General features: G+C 33.4%; 14 protein-coding genes and 1 riboswitch. Of the genes, 12 read left to right on the forward strand and 2 right to left on the reverse strand.

Features of this window, described 5'->3' with window-relative positions; genetic code table 11:
* Positions 1–64: 64 nt before the first annotated feature.
* Positions 65–2,980, reverse strand: a complete 2,916-nt coding sequence (locus ISP02_RS01405) for a CDP-glycerol glycerophosphotransferase family protein (RefSeq protein WP_195719887.1) — start codon at positions 2,978–2,980, stop codon at positions 65–67.
* Between the two features lie 338 nt (positions 2,981–3,318).
* Between ISP02_RS01405 and ISP02_RS01410 the strand changes: the two genes are divergently transcribed.
* The 6 genes from ISP02_RS01410 (at position 3,319) to argB (ending at position 11,541) form a co-directional block, all read left to right on the forward strand.
* A complete protein-coding gene (locus tag ISP02_RS01410) occupies positions 3,319–4,704 on the forward strand; it encodes an MFS transporter (RefSeq protein WP_195719888.1) in 1,386 nt (461 codons plus the stop codon).
* A 581-nt stretch (positions 4,705–5,285) separates the two neighbouring features.
* Positions 5,286–6,923: an APC family permease gene (locus ISP02_RS01415; RefSeq protein ID WP_195719889.1), complete on the forward strand. Its 1,638-nt coding sequence runs from the start codon at positions 5,286–5,288 to the stop codon at positions 6,921–6,923.
* Positions 6,924–7,268: 345 nt separating this feature from the next.
* Positions 7,269–8,453 (forward strand): ornithine--oxo-acid transaminase, encoded by a 1,185-nt coding sequence (gene rocD / locus ISP02_RS01420; RefSeq protein ID WP_195719890.1) that lies wholly within the window; start codon positions 7,269–7,271, stop codon positions 8,451–8,453.
* 36 nt (positions 8,454–8,489) lie between these two features.
* Entirely contained in the window at positions 8,490–9,515 is a 1,026-nt protein-coding gene (gene argC / locus ISP02_RS01425) for an N-acetyl-gamma-glutamyl-phosphate reductase (RefSeq protein ID WP_195719891.1), read from the forward strand.
* Between the two features lie 16 nt (positions 9,516–9,531).
* Positions 9,532–10,770: a bifunctional ornithine acetyltransferase/N-acetylglutamate synthase gene (gene argJ, locus ISP02_RS01430; RefSeq protein ID WP_195719892.1), complete on the forward strand. Its 1,239-nt coding sequence runs from the start codon at positions 9,532–9,534 to the stop codon at positions 10,768–10,770.
* 12 nt (positions 10,771–10,782) lie between these two features.
* Positions 10,783–11,541 (forward strand): acetylglutamate kinase, encoded by a 759-nt coding sequence (gene argB / locus ISP02_RS01435; RefSeq protein WP_195719893.1) that lies wholly within the window; start codon positions 10,783–10,785, stop codon positions 11,539–11,541.
* Between the two features lie 61 nt (positions 11,542–11,602).
* On the opposite strand, the gene ISP02_RS01440 is transcribed toward argB, so the two are convergent.
* The gene (locus tag ISP02_RS01440) at positions 11,603–12,829 is read right to left on the reverse strand and encodes an ArgE/DapE family deacylase (RefSeq protein WP_195719894.1); all 1,227 of its coding nucleotides are present in this window, start codon (positions 12,827–12,829) and stop codon (positions 11,603–11,605) included.
* 361 nt (positions 12,830–13,190) lie between these two features.
* Here ISP02_RS01440 and xylB point away from each other — a divergent pair, with 361 nt between their 5' ends.
* The 6 genes from xylB (at position 13,191) to ISP02_RS01470 (ending at position 18,622) form a co-directional block, all read left to right on the forward strand.
* On the forward strand, positions 13,191–14,699 hold the full coding sequence (xylB, locus tag ISP02_RS01445; protein ID WP_195719895.1) for a xylulokinase: 1,509 nt from the start codon (positions 13,191–13,193) through the stop codon (positions 14,697–14,699).
* Positions 14,700–14,785: 86 nt separating this feature from the next.
* A riboswitch (TPP riboswitch) is annotated at positions 14,786–14,895 on the forward strand.
* An 80-nt stretch (positions 14,896–14,975) separates the two neighbouring features.
* Complete coding sequence (locus ISP02_RS01450) at positions 14,976–15,560, forward strand: thiamine phosphate synthase (protein WP_195719896.1); 585 nt, start codon at positions 14,976–14,978, stop codon at positions 15,558–15,560.
* Entirely contained in the window at positions 15,553–16,671 is a 1,119-nt protein-coding gene (gene thiO, locus ISP02_RS01455; RefSeq protein ID WP_195719897.1) for a glycine oxidase ThiO, read from the forward strand. Before ISP02_RS01450 ends, thiO begins: the two co-directional genes overlap by 8 nt.
* Positions 16,655–16,855, forward strand: a complete 201-nt coding sequence (gene thiS, locus ISP02_RS01460; protein ID WP_195719898.1) for a sulfur carrier protein ThiS — start codon at positions 16,655–16,657, stop codon at positions 16,853–16,855. Before thiO ends, thiS begins: the two co-directional genes overlap by 17 nt.
* A 1-nt stretch (position 16,856) precedes the next feature.
* Positions 16,857–17,624, forward strand: a complete 768-nt coding sequence (locus tag ISP02_RS01465) for a thiazole synthase (RefSeq protein ID WP_195719899.1) — start codon at positions 16,857–16,859, stop codon at positions 17,622–17,624.
* Positions 17,624–18,622, forward strand: a complete 999-nt coding sequence (locus tag ISP02_RS01470; protein WP_195721805.1) for a ThiF family adenylyltransferase — start codon at positions 17,624–17,626, stop codon at positions 18,620–18,622. The genes ISP02_RS01465 and ISP02_RS01470 overlap by 1 nt, the downstream gene beginning before the upstream one ends.
* Positions 18,623–18,788: the final 166 nt, after the last annotated feature.

The raw sequence follows: 18,788 nt of genomic DNA on the forward strand, positions 1-18,788 counted from the left end.
TTTGATAATCGGTGACAAAAAAAGAGTCTGAGACATCATACTTGTCTCAGACTCTTTTAAATTATTAATTTTTATCAGATAGCATTTCGTATATGCCTTGCCAATATGGAGACGTTTGTTCTAAATTTTCTACGTATTCAAATGTACTATCTCCAAATAAACGGCGCGTTTCTCTTTCGTAAGCAGCCTTACGTGCCTGTTTCATTGTGACATCATGATATACATTTTCTTTTTTTAGGTCAGCAATTGCTATCATTTCTTTTAAAGTCATCGGCATAGGGCCAGCATGAGCAAGAAAATTGGTTGAATCATCTAATTGATTCATATAGTTGAATTTTTCAGCGTCTTCACTGATTTGTTTTTTTAACATAATAGAAACACTATGACCGTCAGCAATCCGATTATTCACATCTTTTACAAATGTTGGTAGCACGTCCGTGTCGGAGAAGTTGCCACCTAAATATAAATCGCGTTGTTTATAGTTGTTCTCTTTTATAATCTCAACTTGGCTTGTGTCACCATAAAAGAACCATTTTGCCACGGCTTCACCTGAATGACCTTTGTCTAATGGGCAGAATTTATCTTTAGCTGTTAAATACTGTGGTGAAGGTGTAGGATCTGTTAAACCTTTTTGAACAGCATTTACCAGTTCTTCTGTAGATTTAGCGATAAAACCAGGTAACTCATCAGTAGACAAATTTAATCCTCTATTTGCTACGTACTCATCTATATCATAAATATAATGGACTATTGGGCGTTCAGTCGGTATAAAATCAAAAAATACACTTGAGTAGTCTGAAATAATCACATCAGTAATGTTTAATAATTCATTTGTTGCAATATCATTAGGCGGCAATATTATATTTTCAGGTAGTTTCACATTCTTTAAAAGTCCTTGAGTTATAGTATGGCCACGGAATAATATGTTGGCATCTAATTTAGCTAATTGTGATAAATCATTCACTAGTTTTTCAGTGTCGAAACTATTTCCTTTTTTATTTTCGCCACGCCATGTCGGCGCATATAACACAATTTTTTTAGTTTTATCTAGATTGTTAATATGGTTCTTCATGTATTCTTGTAGTTCTTCACTAGCATTTAAAGTTACGTCTATACGAGGGTAACCTGCTTTCGCCATTTGCCCAGAATAGATACCTTCGATTGAGTAAGCAGATTTTTGTTTGCCTACCATAAAATCATTCGGCGACAAAATATGTGTCGCTTGTAAAAGGTTTCGTGTGCTGCCAGCTACCCCCAGTTGCGTACCTGCACTGTCACGACCTACAGTTTTATAAAATACCCCATGAGTCGTTTGTAAATATTTTTGGTCAGGTTTACGTGTAATAAAGTCACTAAACGTTGAATTACAAATCAAATATTTAGCGATAGAAATATATTTGAAATAAGCATCTGAATTACGTTTTACAAAGATAATATTATCTCTCTGTCTTAGTAATTTAGGAATATTATCGAAATTATTTACAACCCATACATGAGTAAAATCTTCAAAGTCTTTGTGATCTAGCACATAATCAAACACGCCAGCTGGGTTACACATAACACGCGCGCCACTTAAACTTTCGTAAAATACCATTTTGTCATCTATGTTGTAATGCTCGTAACTAATACCATAACGAATAGATAATTTTTTAATATTTTTTTCGTAAGTTGCTTTACCCATATTACTTGGCATACTAAATAGTTCAGCTTCATTATAAGCATCTAATGCTTGTTCAAATTTACCTAATTTATTATAGATTCGGGCAAGTTTACGGTAGTTACCTGGTCTATGAGTCTGTTGACGCTGAATTGCACTTTCGAACCATTTCTCGGCATTTTTAAAATCACCGATATCTTCATAACTAACAGCTAAATTATAATGCCATGGAGATAACACCTTATCTCTTTGTAATGCTTGTTCAAAGTAATGAATTGCATTGTGAGGTTGCTTTAACTTTCTATAAAGAGTCCCAATTTTGTAAATTAGGGACGCATCATCAGGTAAATAATCCAATTGTTTTATAAATGCATCAACCGCTAATTGCCAATGCTCATTTTTTTCATGAATTACGCCAATTCCCCAAGTATGTGCTTTGTTGTCACCACTTAAATACACTGCTTCATTAAAACTATTATCAGCTGAAACATTATCTTTTAATTTAAGTTGGATTAATCCAAGCTCATAATTTAAGTTTGAAAGTTCTCTAGCAGAATATTGATCCACAGAATTATTGATTGTGTGTTTATAATAGTCTACAGCTTCTTGATGTTTTCCCTGTTTGTCGTAATATCTAGCTAATTGATAAGATTTTGCAACGTCTGTGGGATGTGATGCTAAATATTTTTTAATATAAGGTACAGCTTTGTTATATTGCTTGTGCTTTTTATAAGCGTCGATAATTAATAATAAAGCTTTGGCATTAGCTGTATAACGAGATAAATAATAGTTCGCGTGTTCAATTGTGTGGTTATATTCTTTTAGTTTTAAGTAATATTGAGCTATTTCTAAATGATATTCATAGTCATTAGGGTGTTGCTTTAAATATTGAGCTAAATAACTTACAGCTGTTTTAGTATTATGAAGTTTTAATTGTGTTCGTACCATTTTTAATAAAGCTTGACTGTCTTGATGATAGTATTTTAAATAATCAGCTAAAAAGTCTATATATTGTTGTGGCTTATTTTGTTGTTCTAAAATTAAAGCCTTTTGTTTGTAGAACAAATAGCGTTGCTCTCTAGTTACGTGGTCTATAGCTTTATTAATATAATGTAATGCGTCATTCCATTTGTGTTGATTAAATGCCAAATTTGAAAGTTCCGCATAATAACCAGCTTGCTTTTTTAACAAGGGGTATAAATTTTTTAAACTATCATATTTAATTGCATCATCTGTATTCTCATTAGCCGTTTTATATGAATAATACGCCACGGGCAGTTTCAAGATGTTTTTTACTTTTTTTAAATTGTTTTGAATAGGCACCTACATACATCCTTGTCTTTAATTCATTTGAGTTAATTTCAGTTCATAAATAATCGTAGTTCATTTAATATAACCTCAAACGAATTATACTACATTTTATGCAATATTAAAAAGTAATCGAAATAAAATTAATCAATATATAAAGTGTTAATTAATACATTTATAATAAGTAGATAAATTATAAAATCGAGATATAAAATAATTAATTCATAGTGAAAATAAAAAAGTAATATAATGAAACAACTGTAAAATTAAACTATCACTTTTTGTAATAATGTGTTTATTAACAATTTAATAGGATATTTGTTTAAATAGATATAAATAAGGGGTGTTTTAATGTGAAATTCAAAAAAGAACATGTTAATTATGTGGACTCAAGTAAGACTACTAAAAGTGTCGTTGCGACGGGAATAGGTAACGCGATTGAGTGGTTTGATTTTGGGTTATATGCACAATTAGCAGTTATTTTAAGTCATAATTTCTTTGGAAATATGCCACAGGAAATACAAATGGCATCTACTTTTGCGGTCTTTGCCTTTGCTTTTATTGTCAGACCTGTGGGCGGTATCTTTTTCAGTCATCTTGGGGATAAGCATGGTAGAAAGCTTGTATTAGCGACAACGATTATATTAATGGCTGTATCCACATTAGTTTTGGGTTTATTACCAACACAACAACAAATTGGTATTTGGGCACCAATATTACTACTCGTAGTTAGAATGATTCAATCATTCTCAACAGGCGGTGAATACGCTGGTGCAATGACATATATAGCCGAAACTTCTCCAGATAAAACACGTGGGAAATTAGGTAGTGGTTTGGAGATAGGTACACTTAGTGGTAGCATAATGGCGGCTATTTTAGCTGGTATAATGTATTCACTTTTAAGTGATCAACAAATGCAAGATTGGGGTTGGAGAATTCCGTTCATTATTGCTGCACCATTGGGCATTATCGGACTATTCCTTCGTACTACATTAGATGAAAGTCCGGCTTACGAATCGACATTAGAAGAAAAAGAAGAACTAGAATATTCTTATTTAGATATTTTTAAATATTATTGGAAAGATGTTCTAGTATGTTTTACAGGTGTAGCCTTTTTAAACGTAGCTAATTATATGGTGTTATCATTTATGCCTTCATTCTTAAATAGTACGCTTAGCCTTGGCGGAACAGTTAGTTCTATATTAAGTACTATTACGATGGCTATCATGATTCCAGCTGTCTTTTTCTTCGGCTGGTATAGCGACAAAGTCGGAAATAAACAAGCAACAATGTTTGGTTTAGTAGGTTTCAGTCTATTTTCTATTTTAGCTTTCTACTTGATGAGCATACCTTCTATACCTTTAGTTATTGTGGGGTTATTTATTATAGCGCTCTTCATGGCAACATTTGAGGGTGTCATGCCTTCAGTCTTACCGAGTATGTTCCATACTAAAGTAAGGTTAAGAACATTATCATTAGTATATAATATTGGTGCAGCAGTGTTTGGTGGTTTAACGCCATTTATTTTATCTACATTAGTTAGTACTACTGGACAAAAGATTGCGCCTTCATATTATTTAATGTTTATTAACGTAGTAGGGCTAATTATCTTCGGGTTTATGTTTAAATCTACGTCAAACAAATCATTGCGTGGCGCATATCCTAATGTTGAAAATAAATCTGATTACGAGGAAGTCATAAAAAATCCAAAGGATGCACTTTGGTGGGATAAAGAATAAAATATTTATATATTAAAAACCTATATTCACGCAAAAAAATACTGCGTAAATATAGGTTTTTAATATGGTTATTAAGGGCTCGTAGTATAAAAAATCAAGATTAAATGTTACCATAAGTGATTGCTATTTGTGTTACATGACAAACAAGCAAATTTAAGGTTTTAAGCTAAATATAAAAGAAAAATTACACTATATTAAAGAAAACATAAGTAAAGATGTAAAATTGCAATAATAATTTTTTAGAATGCTTAAATTAGATTTGCAAACTGTTGTAGAGCTATTTAGAATGATATTTTATTTGATATGGCTCATAGTAAATATATCCGTTAAATGAATAAATAATTAGCATATCAAACGGCCACACCACCACAAAACAAAAGGTTTAAAGTTCATTTAGTTCATATTATTGAATATGCAATTTTCATCCATATAGTGTATTAAAATGCAAAAAATGTTATATCTTTTTCTAGTTTGACTGATTTGTAAATATGCGTATAATAACAGACTATACAATAAATTGAATATTGTTGTTACACAACATAAATTTTAACTTTTAAAGACGAAAAAGAGTAGGGGTTTTTATGGATAAAAAAGAAACGAATAGTAAGATTAATCTGCCACAACTTGTGCTATTAGGTTTGGGTTCACTAATAGGTTCAGGTTGGCTTTTTGGGGCATGGGAAGCTTCCTCACTAGCTGGACCAGCCGCAATTATTTCATGGGTTATTGGTTTTATTGTAATTGGAACAATAGCTTATAACTACATTGAAATAGGAACAATGTTCCCTCAATCTGGTGGTATGAGTAACTATGCACAATATACCCATGGCTCTTTATTAGGATTTATTGCCGCTTGGGCGAATTGGGTTTCACTTGTAACAATTATCCCTATTGAGGCTGTTTCTGCAGTTCAATACATGAGTTCATGGCCTTGGGATTGGGCGAAACCAATGCATCATCTAATGGCAGGTGGATCGATTAGTAATATCGGTTTACTTGCAACATTTGTAATTATTATTATCTTTTCTTTATTAAACTATTGGTCAGTTAAATTATTAACTTCATTTACAAGCTTAATATCAATCTTCAAACTAGGTGTACCGTGTTTGACTATTATCATGTTAATGATTTCTAGTTTTGATACGGGTAATTATGGCCATACAGCAAGTACGTTTATGCCATATGGTTCTGCACCTATCTTTGCAGCGACAACAGCTTCAGGTATAATTTTCTCATTTAATGCATTCCAAACAATCATTAATATGGGTTCAGAAATCACAAAACCTGATAAAAATATAGCACGTGGTATCGCAATTTCATTAACTTTAAGTGCTGTATTGTACATTATTTTACAAAGTACATTTATTACGGCTATGCCATCATCAATGATTCATAACCATGGCTGGGCAGGTATTAACTTTAACTCACCATTTGCCGACATGGCTATTTTATTAAGTTTAAACTGGCTAGCAATCTTGTTATACATCGAAGCATTTGTATCACCTTTTGGTACAGGTGTATCGTTTGTTGCCGTCACAGGACGCGTATTACAAGCTATGGAACAAAATGGTCACATTCCTAAATTTTTAGGGAAAATTAATAAAAAGTATCAAATTCCACGTATTGCTATTATCTTTAATGCAATCACAAGTATGATAATGGTTGCTATTTTCCGTGATTGGGCAGTCTTAGCTAGTGTTATTTCAACATCGACATTAGTTGCTTATTTAACAGGTCCAACAACAGTAATTGCCTTGCGTAAGATGGGACCAAAAATGCATAGACCATTCCGTGCTAATCTATTGAAGTTTATGGCACCATTTTCATTCGTGCTAGCTTCACTAACTATTTATTGGGCGAAGTGGCCAACGACTGCTGAAGTTATATTTATCATTATTTTAGGTTTACCAGTTTATTTCTTCTATGAATATAAAATGAATTGGAAAAATACTAAGAAACAAGTTAATGGTAGTTTATGGATTATAATTTATTTAATTGCGCTTTCATTATTATCATTTATTGGAAGTAAAGAGTTTAATGGTATTAATTTAATCCACTATCCATATGATTTCTTAGTTGTGGCTATCGTTGCACTTATTTTCTATAAATTAGGTACAATCAGTCATTTTGAAAGTATTTACTTTAAACGTGCTAAGAGAATTAATAAAGAGATGCAAGAAGATTTAGATAAACAGCACGCAGCAGAAAATAAAAATTAAGCAAACGTTTAAGAGTAATTAAATCATGTGAAAAATACCAGCAAGCAATATTGTTCTGCTGGTACTTTTTTATATTTTGAAGTAAACGAAGAAGTATCATAGAAACGTTATAAATAGTTATGTGCATGTGCATAATTTTTGCATAATAGTATAGAAAAAATGAATGGCTCAACTTTATTTCTAATTATAAAATGTAAGATAAAAATGTTGTCTTCTAGGTATTTTAGAATTTTTGAAAAAGAGAGAAAATATCGAAATCATGTTTGACTTATTAAAAAATGAGGTGTATGATAACGAATATTAATTCAAATTTCAGAATAAATAATTAATAGGAAGAGGGTTATAATGAACGACTTAATCGCACATACAGATTTATATAGTTCAATCAACTATAGTCCGACAAAACTAGTATTAAGTGAAGGTAAAGGGTCTAAAGTTTGGGATATCGATGGTAATGAGTACATTGATTGCATTTCTGGATTTTCAGTAGTAAATCATGGACATTGTCATCCCAAAATTATTGAAGCCTTTCAACAACAAAGTCAAAAAATAACAATGATTTCTAGAGCATTATATAGTGAAAATTTAGGGCAATGGGAAGAAAAAATTTGTAAATTAACTAATAAAGACAAAGTGCTGCCGATGAATACTGGTACAGAAGCTATCGAAACGGCTATTAAAATTGCACGTAAATGGGGTACTGACGTTAAAGAAATTCCTGAAAATGAAACAGAAATTATCGCTATGAATGGTAATTTTCATGGCCGTACATTAGGCGCTTTATCATTGTCTTCGCAAGATAGCTATAAACAAGGTTTTGGACCTTTGCTAGATAATATAAATTATATCGATTTTGGTGATATTGAACATTTAAAATCATTAATTAACGACAAAACGACTGCTATTATATTAGAACCAATTCAAGGTGAGGGTGGCGTTAATATACCACCAGATTACTTTATTGAAACAGTTAGAGCATTATGTGATGAACATAATATCTTGTTTATCGCCGATGAAATTCAAGTTGGTTTAGGTCGTACTGGTAAAATGCTAGCAACGGAATGGGAAGGTGTAGAAGCTGATATATATTTACTTGGTAAATCTTTAGGTGGCGGACTTTATCCTATCTCAGCAGTGTTAGCTAATAAAGAGATTATGGAAGTATTAACACCAGGCACACATGGTTCAACATTTGGCGGTAATCCATTAGCATGTGCAGTATCAATGGCAGCACTTGATGTACTCGTTGATGAAGATTTAATTAATCGCTCGGCTGACTTAGGGCAAAAATTACTTAATCAATTACAACTCATCGATAGTGATTTAATTACAGATGTTAGAGGTAGGGGATTGTTTATCGGTATTGAACTTAATGAAAATGCTCAATCATATTGTTTAGAAATGATTAATCAAGGTGTGTTATGTAAGGAAACGCAAGGTAATATTATTAGAGTAGCACCACCATTAGTTATTAGTGAAGAAGAAATCAGTAAAGTAGTTGAAGTAATAACAAATGTACTAAAAAAATAATTTAAAAAGACCGAATATTCTGAAAGGATGAATGGAATGATTCAAGTAGGCATAGTAGGTGGTAGCGGATATGGCGCAGTAGAATTAATTCGTTTATTACAACATCACCCTGAAGTGACAATTAAATACATCTTCTCACATTCAAAAGCTGATGAACCATTAAGTCATACATTTCCTCATCTAAATCATTTAGATTATCGTTTTGAAGATATAGAGGAAACAGTTATTAACTGTGATGTTGTATTTTTCGCTACACCATCTAACGTAAGTAAACATCTTGCCCCTCGCTTTTTAGACCAAGGTATTAAAGTTATCGATTTATCTGGTGATTTCAGACTAAGAGATCGTGATTTATACCAACAATTTTATGGTGAAGAAGCGGCCCCTCAAGCATTATTAGATGAAGCGAATTATAGTATCGCAGAGTGGTCTTCGGTAAAAGGAGCTAATCTTATTGCGAATCCTGGTTGTTTTCCAACTGCAACGTTATTAGGTTTACATCCTTTAGTCGAAGAACAATTAATCGACTTAAAATCTATTATTGTTGATGCCAAAACTGGCGTTTCAGGTGCAGGAAGATCGTTAGCACAACATGTTCATTATGCCGAAATGAATGAAAACTTAAGCGCCTATGCGATTGGTAAGCATAAGCATAAGCCTGAAATTGAACAATATTTATCTAAAATTGCAGGACAACATGTCGGTGTGACATTTACACCACATTTAATACCTATGACAAGGGGTATTTTAGCTACTATTTATGTGAATTTAAATAAAGATATGTCAGTCGAAGAACTATATAACTTATATCAAGATAAATATAGTGACGATAATTTTGTCAGAATTAGAGATATTGGAGAGTTTCCAAAAACTAAAGAAGTTTATGGGAGTAATTATTGTGACATTGGCGTGTATGTAGATGAAACGAATAATCAAGCCATAATCGTGTCAGTTATTGATAATTTAGTCAAAGGCGCTAGTGGTCAAGCGATTCAAAATTTAAACAAGATATTTAACTTAGAACAGATGACTGGATTAAATCAATTACCAGTTTATCCTTAATGATTGGAGAGATGGGATGCAAGATATACAAAAAGTAGACGAAGAAAGTAAGTTTAAAATAGATCAATCTGGAGATGTAAGCTCACCACTTGGTTTTATTTCTGGTGGTTTACATACAGGCTTAAGAAAAAGCAAACATGATTTTGGATGGATATATTCGACGACAGAAGCACAAGCAGCTGGAGTTTATACGTTGAATCGATTTAAAGCTGCTCCGTTACAATTAACTCAAGATAGTATCGCCGTTAATAATACATTACAAGCAATCGTTGTTAATTCTGCATATGCAAATGCCTGTACTGGAGAACAGGGTATTAAAGATGCACAAGATATGCAAAATTGGGTCGCAGATAAATTGAACATAACAAATAATAACGTTGGCGTTGCTTCTACAGGCGTTATAGGCGATTTCTTGCCAATGGATAAAATTCAATACGGTACGGAACATGTACTTGAAGAGCAATACAATTATAGTGAAAACTTTAATAAAGCAATTTTAACTACGGATTTATGTCCAAAGCATGTTGCCGTTGAAGTTGAAATTGATGGGCAAAAGGTTACTATAGGTGGAACGGCAAAAGGTTCTGGAATGATTCATCCAAATATGGCTACGATGCTAGGTTTTATTACTACTGATGCGAATATAGCTGCTTCGAAGCTACAACAAGTATTAAAATCCGCTATTGATTCTTCTTTTAATATGATTACTGTAGATGGAGATTGTAGTACAAATGACATGGTGTTATTTATGGCGAATGGTCAAGTTAATCACAGTGATTTAGATGAAAAGCATCCAAATTGGCAAGCATTTGTAGCTGCGGTGAAGTATGTTTGCAGTACTTTAGCCAAAGCTATAGCTAAAGATGGTGAAGGTGCAACAAAGTTAGTCACTTCAAAAGTATTAGGGGCAACAAGTATCGATGAAGCACGTAAAATTGCCAAAAGCATCGTATCGTCTAATTTAGTTAAAACAGCTATTCACGGTGAGGATGCGAATTTTGGGCGTATTGTAGCTGCCATTGGTTATGCATCTGAAAAGGTAGATCCAAAGAATACATTTGTAACCTTATGTGGACTTCCTGTCGTTGATAAGGGTGTATTTTTATCATTTGATGAAGAAGAAATGAAAAAGCGTTTGAAGGAAGATAATATCGTTATTAGCGCACAAGTAGGTAATGGCGATGGCCAAGCTGTAGCATACGGTTGTGATTTAACTTATGATTATGTAAGCATTAACGCTTCTTACAGAACGTAAAGGAGAATCTTTATGAGTTATATAGTAATTAAAATTGGCGGCAGTACTTTAACAAATTTAGATGACTCGATTATAGACGATATATATAAATTGAAAGGACAGGGTTATAAGCCTATCATCGTTCATGGTGGGGGTCCTTTTATTAATGAAGCACTGAGTCATTATAATGTGGAACCGGAATTTAAAGATGGTTTGAGGGTGACTTCAGAGAAAGTGCTTGATGTTACTTGTCAGACGTTAATTGGAAAAGTTAATCCGCAAATTGTGACCAAGTTAAACAAAATAGGACAAAGTGCAATAGGCTTGAATGGCATGGATGCACAATTTTTCGATATTGAACCACTTGATAAAAAGTATGGTTACGTAGGCACACCTACATTTATTAATACAGAAGTGTTGAACCGTTTAACTACTCATTATATTCCAGTCATTGCTTCTATTGGTTTAAAACAAGGAACGACACAACAATATAATATTAATGCGGATACGTTAGCTTATAAAATAGCAGAAGCCTTAGCTGCTCCGTTATATATATTAAGCGATATTCCAGGGGTCTTAATCGAAGATGAAGTACAACATTCTCTTAGTGCTACTGATATAAAACGTTATATTCAACAAAAGCATATATATGGCGGTATGATTCCCAAAGTGCAAGATGCTGTACTGGCTATTAATAACGGGTGTGAAAAGGTCATTATTGCTGCAGGTTCAGAGCAACATATTGTCCAGAAAGTGCATGAAGGCAAATCTGTAGGAACCACCATTCATTAAAAAAAGAGGCTAAGTAGCGACGTAAACGCGTCGGTACTTAACCTCTTTTTATACTATAGATTTATTTTGTATAAGTTGTTAAAAGTTCTTTATAGAAATCGATAAATTGTAAATATTTCTCTTTGCTTACACATTCGTCTAATTGGTGAGGGTTTTCACCAGGACCAAATACTAATAGTGGGAAAGATTCGTCTTTACTTTTTAGTAAATTAGATGCGTCCGTTACAGCAACTGTAGGTGATGCTATGAAATCTCTATTGAATAAACGATCGCCAATTGATTTAGCAGTATCGATTAATGAGTTTTTACCTGTGGTTAATACAGGGTCTAAGTCTAAATAAAGATCGCTTTCTAAAGAACCACCATTTTCATTGTGTTTAGATAAAGTTTCATTGAATAATGATTTAACTTGATTGTTATCATATTCAGGTATAGTACGAATGTTAAAGTCGGCAGTAGCTGATTCAGGTACTGAATTGACTTGAACGCCACCATTAATTAACGTATTACTTATTACTAAACCACTTAAAACATCTTCAACATCATCTTTAGTAACATTATTTGGTAATGTTTTATTAAAGTTTGAAATTAAGTTAGAGAAATCAAATGCTTCGCCTTTAACGTCTCTAGAAATTTGTTGTGCCGCATCATCAATATCTTGAATAAATTTAAGTAATGGTGTGATTGCATTTTTACCTATGATTGGCATAGAACTATGCGCTGATACGCCATTAGATTTAATACGATAGTCCATTGAACCTTTATGTGCATATACGAGCATATCTTGACAAGGTTCAGCAATAACAAGTGCTTCAACGTCGTCCATATAACCTTTTTCGTATAGGCTTTGAGAACCTAATTGTTCCATTTCTTCACCGGTAGTGGCTAAAAATCTAATTTTACCATTAGTTAATGCATTACTATTTTGGATATCGATAAGTGAAATTGCTAGCGCAGCTAAGCCAGATTTCATATCCGCGGCGCCTCTACCATATAAAAAACCATTATCTTCAGTTAATTTAAATGGTTCATATGACCATTGAGAACGGTCGCCTTCAGATACAACATCCATGTGACCTGAAATACCAATTACTGGCCCTTGGTCACCAATTTCAGCGATTAAATTTGCACGACGTTCATCTACTTGATCGATTGTAGATTCAATGCCATGTTTTTGGAAAAGGTTTTGTAGATATTTACAAACCTCAAGTTCATTATCATTAACTGTGTTAATTTCCACAATATCTGATAAAATCTGTACTTTTTCTTCGTTAGAAAATGTACTCATGTTATACCACTCCTTTGACAAACTATATAAAGTATACACCTCTCAAATTAATTTGATAAGCAAAGCGTTTTGATAATGAATTAAATTTGTTTTCATTTTTAATATTATTAGTTAACTTTATTAGGTGAAATTGCCTTTTTTCAAATACGGAGAGGTTGCATGTGATGAGTGAAGATAGCTGCTAAAAAGTTTATTAAATCAACTTTTTAGACATCCAGTAGTCTTAGCCAGTGGCTAATATTCATACGATAGAAAGTGGTAAAACAATGTATTTATTTAGTAAAAGAAAGGGACTTGCCAAAAGTAAGCCAATGATGTATTAATTGATTTAAGGTGTTGAGTTGGGAAAGGAAAAATTAATGTGGAAAAATTAGTATTAGGCATTGATGTTGGGACGAGCTCAATCAAGTCATTAGCAGTTAATGACAGAGGTAATATCATTGCTTCTGCGAGTTCGCCGTTAACGATTCAACATGCTTATCCTGGTTACAGTGAACAAAATCCCGATGAATGGGTATCAGTAACTATTGAAACAATGAACAACGTTATAAATGATTTGAAGCAAATCCATTCTAATTTTGAAATAAATGGTATATCATTTTCTGGACAAATGCACGGTTTAATTGTGTTAGACGATGAGTACAAAGTGATTAGACCTGCAATATTGTGGAATGATACACGTTCTACTGCCCAATGTGAAGAGATTAAATCACGACTAGGTGAAATTGTGTTGGGTAATCCAGTGTTAGAAGGGTTTACGTTAACAAAATTGATGTGGTTAAAGCAATACGAACCAGATCATTGGGCTAAAACAAAAGTATTTCTGTTGCCTAAAGACTACGTGCGCTTCAAATTAACGGATACAATCAATATGGAATTGTCCGATGCGTCGAGTACATTGTTATTAGACCCGTCGACAAATCAATGGTCAGAAGATGTTGGCCGACAATTTGGTATTACAAATATTTATCCACCACTGGTTACCTCAGATACGCATGTAGGGTATTTGAAACAGTCGATTGCTGAAAACCTAGGCATTAAAAACAGAGTTGCCGTATTTGCAGGTGGTGGTGATAATGCTTGCGGTGCTATTGGGGCAGGAGTCATTCAACCTAATCAATCGTTATGTAGCATTGGGACATCAGGTGTAATATTGTCCTGTGAAGCAAAGCAAGAGGCTGTATATGGTAATAATATTCATATGTTTAAACACGCTGTAAATAATTTATCTTATGCTATGGGTGTAACACTTTCAGCTGGTTATAGTCTGAATTGGTTTAAACGTCATTGTGCGCAAAACTACTCATTTGATGAAATTATGTCATGTGCCGAACAATCTAAAATAGGTGCCCGAGGATTGATTTTTGCACCTTATCTAACGGGTGAACGTACTCCACATGGAGATGCTAATATTCGCGGTAGCTTTATTGGATTAAGTGGTATGCATACATTTGGTGATATGGCTCGTGCTGTTGTCGAAGGAATTACTTACTCGTTATACGAGTCCATAGAATATTTGCGCTCTCAAGGTAAGCATATAAACGAAGTTGTTGCCATTGGTGGCGGTGCGAAAAGTGATTTTTGGTTACAATTGCAAGCAGATGTGTTTAATGCAAAAGTATATAAACTAAAACATGAAGAAGGACCATCTATGGGTGCAGCTATGATAGCTGCTACGGGTTTGGAATGGTATGATGATATCGCATCATGTGTTGAACAATTTATCCATAAAGATAAAATTTTTGAGCCAAATAAAGAATGTCATGTAGCTTATCAAAATTACTTTGAAATATACAAAGATGTTTATAATCAAACACAACCTATCACAAAAAAATTACTTGAGCTTACTAAGAAAAGTAAACTTAACTAATATGTAGTACTGGTTTGCAATTTCTAAAGACATAAGTTACATTAACATTACCGATCAATTGATTTTACAATAAATTAAAATTTAATATAAACCACTGGAAGTGCCTTTTTAGAAGGCTGAGATTGAGATTATTATTTCGAAATTCCCGGAACCTGATCCAGTTCATACTGGCGTAGGAAAGTGGCGTTACTTAGACGATTTTTATAATTGAGTATAAACGTTATTTTTCTAACCAGAAAAATAACGTTTTTTTATTATATATAGAGGTGAACACCAATGTTTATAGCAATTACACCGTATAAATTGTTAAATTTGCAAGATATTTTGCACTATCAATCTATTATGGGCTATTATGACCGCCTGATTATACGTACACCTATGACAACGTCTCAGCTCATTGATTGGATAACAAAAGCTATTGAACATGGTATTAGTAAAGACAAATTGACTGTGCATAGCAATGTAGACGTATTTATTGCTTGCGCTATGACATCTATTCATTTCAGTGAATATCATAGTGCCCTAAAAAATTTTAAAACTCAACATCCTCAAGCGATAGTTAGTATGTCTACACACAGTGAAGAAAGTGTAATTTATGCGCAACAACAGCGTTGTGATTATGTATTGTTTGGACATGTTTTTCCTACATCATCCAAACCTAATCAGGAACCAAGGTCGCAAAGCGAAATTACGCAAGTACTGAACAAAAAAATTAAAGTTATTGCTCTAGGTGGGGTGAATATTCGCACGTTACCACAATTGCCGACAGGTTTTGCAGGAATTGCTGGTATTTCATTATTTTATGACAGTGATAATCAAACTTTACGAAAAATTATAGAGGAGTGGTCAAATTATGTTTGATGTACTCATTATCGGTTCTGGCGTCATGGGCATGTCTGTCGCACGTAATTTAAAACATAATAAGTTGAAAATAGGCATCATTGATAGAGATGTCGACGGCATGCACGCTTCTTATAAGGCAGGTGGCATGTTAGGCGCACAAAATGAGTTTTCTAACGATAGTCCTACGTATCGTTTGGCTTTGGAATCCCAGCAATATTTCAAACAATTAAGTGAACAACTGCTATCGGAAGTTGGAAGTGATATCGAATATAAAGAAACAGGATTAATCAAGTTAGCATACGAACCCAAAGACAATAACAAAGTGATAGCACAATATAACTTTTTAGCAAACGTTAATCCGGATGTAAGACTTTTAGAACAAAAAGAAGCTCATCGTTTAACGAGTAATAATTTAAATATTGAAGACATCATGGCATTATATATTCCAAATGATCACCAAGTAAACGCGAATAAGTATACGAAAGCATTATATAAATCGTTAGAACAGAGCAACGTTGAACGTATACAACATACAGAAGTGCTAACTATTACAAAAGACAAAGAGATGTACAAAGTGATAACAAATAAAGGCGACTATTACGCTCCAAAAGTTGTAGTTGCAGGTGGGGCGTGGAGTCATAAATTATTGCAAACACAGTTAAAAGAGCGCCAATTAACAGGTGTTAAAGGTGAAGTCATATTGATGGAACAAGACAATTTAGATTTGCAGTCAACTATATTTATGACGAATGGTTGCTACTTAGTACCGAAAAATAAAAATAGAGTGCTTATTGGCGCTACAAGTTACTTTGATAACTATTCAGTGGGTGTATCACAAAGTGGTGTAGATTGGTTAATAGACAGTGCTACGCAGCATATACCTAAACTAAAATATGCACGTAAACTAAAACAGTGGTCAGGAGTTCGGCCGTATATTGCCAATGAAATTCCGATTATGGACGAAGTTGAAAAAGGATTATTTGTTATCACTGGCCATTATCGTAACGGCATTCTATTATCCCCAATTGTAGGTGAACTTATGAGTAAGTGGATTATTACAGATATGAAACCACAAATGCTAAATGATTTTACAGTAAAAGGATGTGTGTTAAATGGAAGTCATGATTAACGGTGACGCATTTAAATTTGGCGAACAATTAACATTATTAGATTTATTGCAACAATTAGAAATAGATGAACAACGTGTCATTGTTGAACATAATAGCAAGTTAATTAAGCGAGACGCATTTGCATCACAAGTAGTTTCAGCAAATGACAAATTAGAGTTATTAGAATTCGTTGGAGGCGGTTAATATGTTTAAAATTGGACAATTTGAAATAAATTCTAGATTATTGCTAGGTACTGGGAAATTTGAAAACGAAGCAATTCAAACAAAGGCAATTAATGCTGCAGAGACTTCTGTATTAACTTTTGCTGTGAGAAGAATGAATCTATACGACAAAAACTTGCCTAATCCATTAGCTAATATTAATTTGCAAGACTATATTACTTTTCCTAATACAGCTGGCGCAAAAACAGCCGAAGAAGCAATTAGAATTGCAGAAATAGCTAATCATGCTGGCGTTTGTGACATGATTAAAGTAGAAGTGATTGGTGATGACGAAACGTTATTACCTGACCCATTAGCCACGTATGAAGCGTGTAAAGCGTTATTAGAAAAAGGTTACACTGTATGCCCTTATGTTTCTAATGACGTCGTATTGGCAAAGCGTCTTGTAGAGTTAGGCGTTCATGCGATTATGCCTCTAGCATCACCTATTGGTACCGGTAGAGGTATAAATAATCCATTAAACTTACGCTATATTATCGAGAAAGTAGATGTACCTGTGATCGTTGATGCAGGTATTGGATCTCCTAAAGATGCATGTCATGCGATGGAACTGGGTGCAGATGGCATTTTATTAAATACTGCTATTTCAAGTGCACAAGATCCTGTTAAAATGGCCGAAGCTATGAAACTAGGCATTCAGGCAGGTAGATTAAGTTATGAAGCGGGAAGAATACCGGTCAAATATACTGCACAAGCATCAAGTCCAGTAGAAGGTATCGGATTCCTATGATAAATCGCTATAATCGTCAATCACGTTATCGACGTTTTGGCGAAGAAGGCCAACGCCGCTTACAGACAATGAATGTGATGATACTTGGGGCTGGTGCGCTTGGAAGTAACCTTGCAGAGATGTTAACACGAATGGGTGTACATGAAATTTCAATTATTGATATGGATATCGTAGAATTAAGCAATTTACACAGACAAGCATTGTATGATGAAGAAGATGCGCAACAAATGCTACCCAAAGTTGAAGCATTAAAAAGTAAATTAAATAAAATTAATGCAACAACAAAAATCAATACTTTGTATGAAGAACTGACCTCTACAAATATTGAAAAGATATTAAGTGACCATAATCCAGACATTGTGATGGACGGTATGGATCATTTCGAAATTAGGTATCTTATAAATGAAGCTTGTCATAAATTACAAATCCCTTGGATTTATGGTGCAGCTGTAGGTAGTAAAGGTACTGTTTACGCTATTGACTATAAAGGACCGTGCTTAAAATGTTTATTACAAGCGATACCAAATACTGGTGAAAGTTGTGCCATCAATGGTGTGTTACCACCAGTAATTAATCAAGTCGTTAGTATACAAGTGTCCGAATTAATGCGTTATGCGGCAGGTGAGGGATTTTCTAAAAAGTTAATTACTGTTGATACTTTTGAATTAAAACAACAGGCAATTAATATTGATGGATTAAAAAATAACGAATGTCATGTTTGTGAACAAGATGATTATGAATTGTTAAATAAGACGCAGCTCAGTCAAATCGAATCAATGTGTGGAAATGCATATTTATTTAGATTCAATAAACAGGCATTCAATTATGCAACATATTTCCCAGGTCATATTATTAAAGAAAACCCATTTGCTAAGTTAATTCAATATAAAGATGTGAATTGCACCCTCTTTCGAGACGGACGCATGAATGTTCATGGCATTGAAGATGAATCAACAGCAAGACAATTATATGAAGAATTTAATAAGCAATTAAAATAGATAAACATAAAAATGATAATTAAAACAAGAGTGATAAGCTTATTCATCAGCTTATCACTCTTGTTTTATATGAAATATAACTGGCAGAAAACGAAAATAAACGAAAATAAACAAAAATAAATTTGCATTATAAGAAAAAATGAAATAGAATAAAATAAATAAATGA

The organism is Staphylococcus durrellii (assembly GCF_015594545.1).
Lineage (GTDB): Bacteria > Bacillota > Bacilli > Staphylococcales > Staphylococcaceae > Staphylococcus > Staphylococcus durrellii.

Bases quoted from the DNA above. Each gene is read 5' to 3' on its own strand.
- ISP02_RS01415 (WP_195719889.1), top strand. From the start codon at position 5,286: ATGGATAAAAAAGAAACGAATAGTAAGATTAATCTGCCACAACTTGTG.
- rocD (WP_195719890.1), top strand. From the start codon at position 7,269: ATGAACGACTTAATCGCACATACAGATTTATATAGTTCAATCAACTAT.
- argC (WP_195719891.1), top strand. From the start codon at position 8,490: ATGATTCAAGTAGGCATAGTAGGTGGTAGCGGATATGGCGCAGTAGAA.
- argJ (WP_195719892.1), top strand. From the start codon at position 9,532: ATGCAAGATATACAAAAAGTAGACGAAGAAAGTAAGTTTAAAATAGAT.
- argB (WP_195719893.1), top strand. From the start codon at position 10,783: ATGAGTTATATAGTAATTAAAATTGGCGGCAGTACTTTAACAAATTTA.
- ISP02_RS01440 (WP_195719894.1), bottom strand. From the start codon at position 12,829: ATGAGTACATTTTCTAACGAAGAAAAAGTACAGATTTTATCAGATATT.
- ISP02_RS01450 (WP_195719896.1), top strand. From the start codon at position 14,976: ATGTTTATAGCAATTACACCGTATAAATTGTTAAATTTGCAAGATATT.
- thiO (WP_195719897.1), top strand. From the start codon at position 15,553: ATGTTTGATGTACTCATTATCGGTTCTGGCGTCATGGGCATGTCTGTC.
- thiS (WP_195719898.1), top strand. From the start codon at position 16,655: ATGGAAGTCATGATTAACGGTGACGCATTTAAATTTGGCGAACAATTA.
- ISP02_RS01465 (WP_195719899.1), top strand. From the start codon at position 16,857: ATGTTTAAAATTGGACAATTTGAAATAAATTCTAGATTATTGCTAGGT.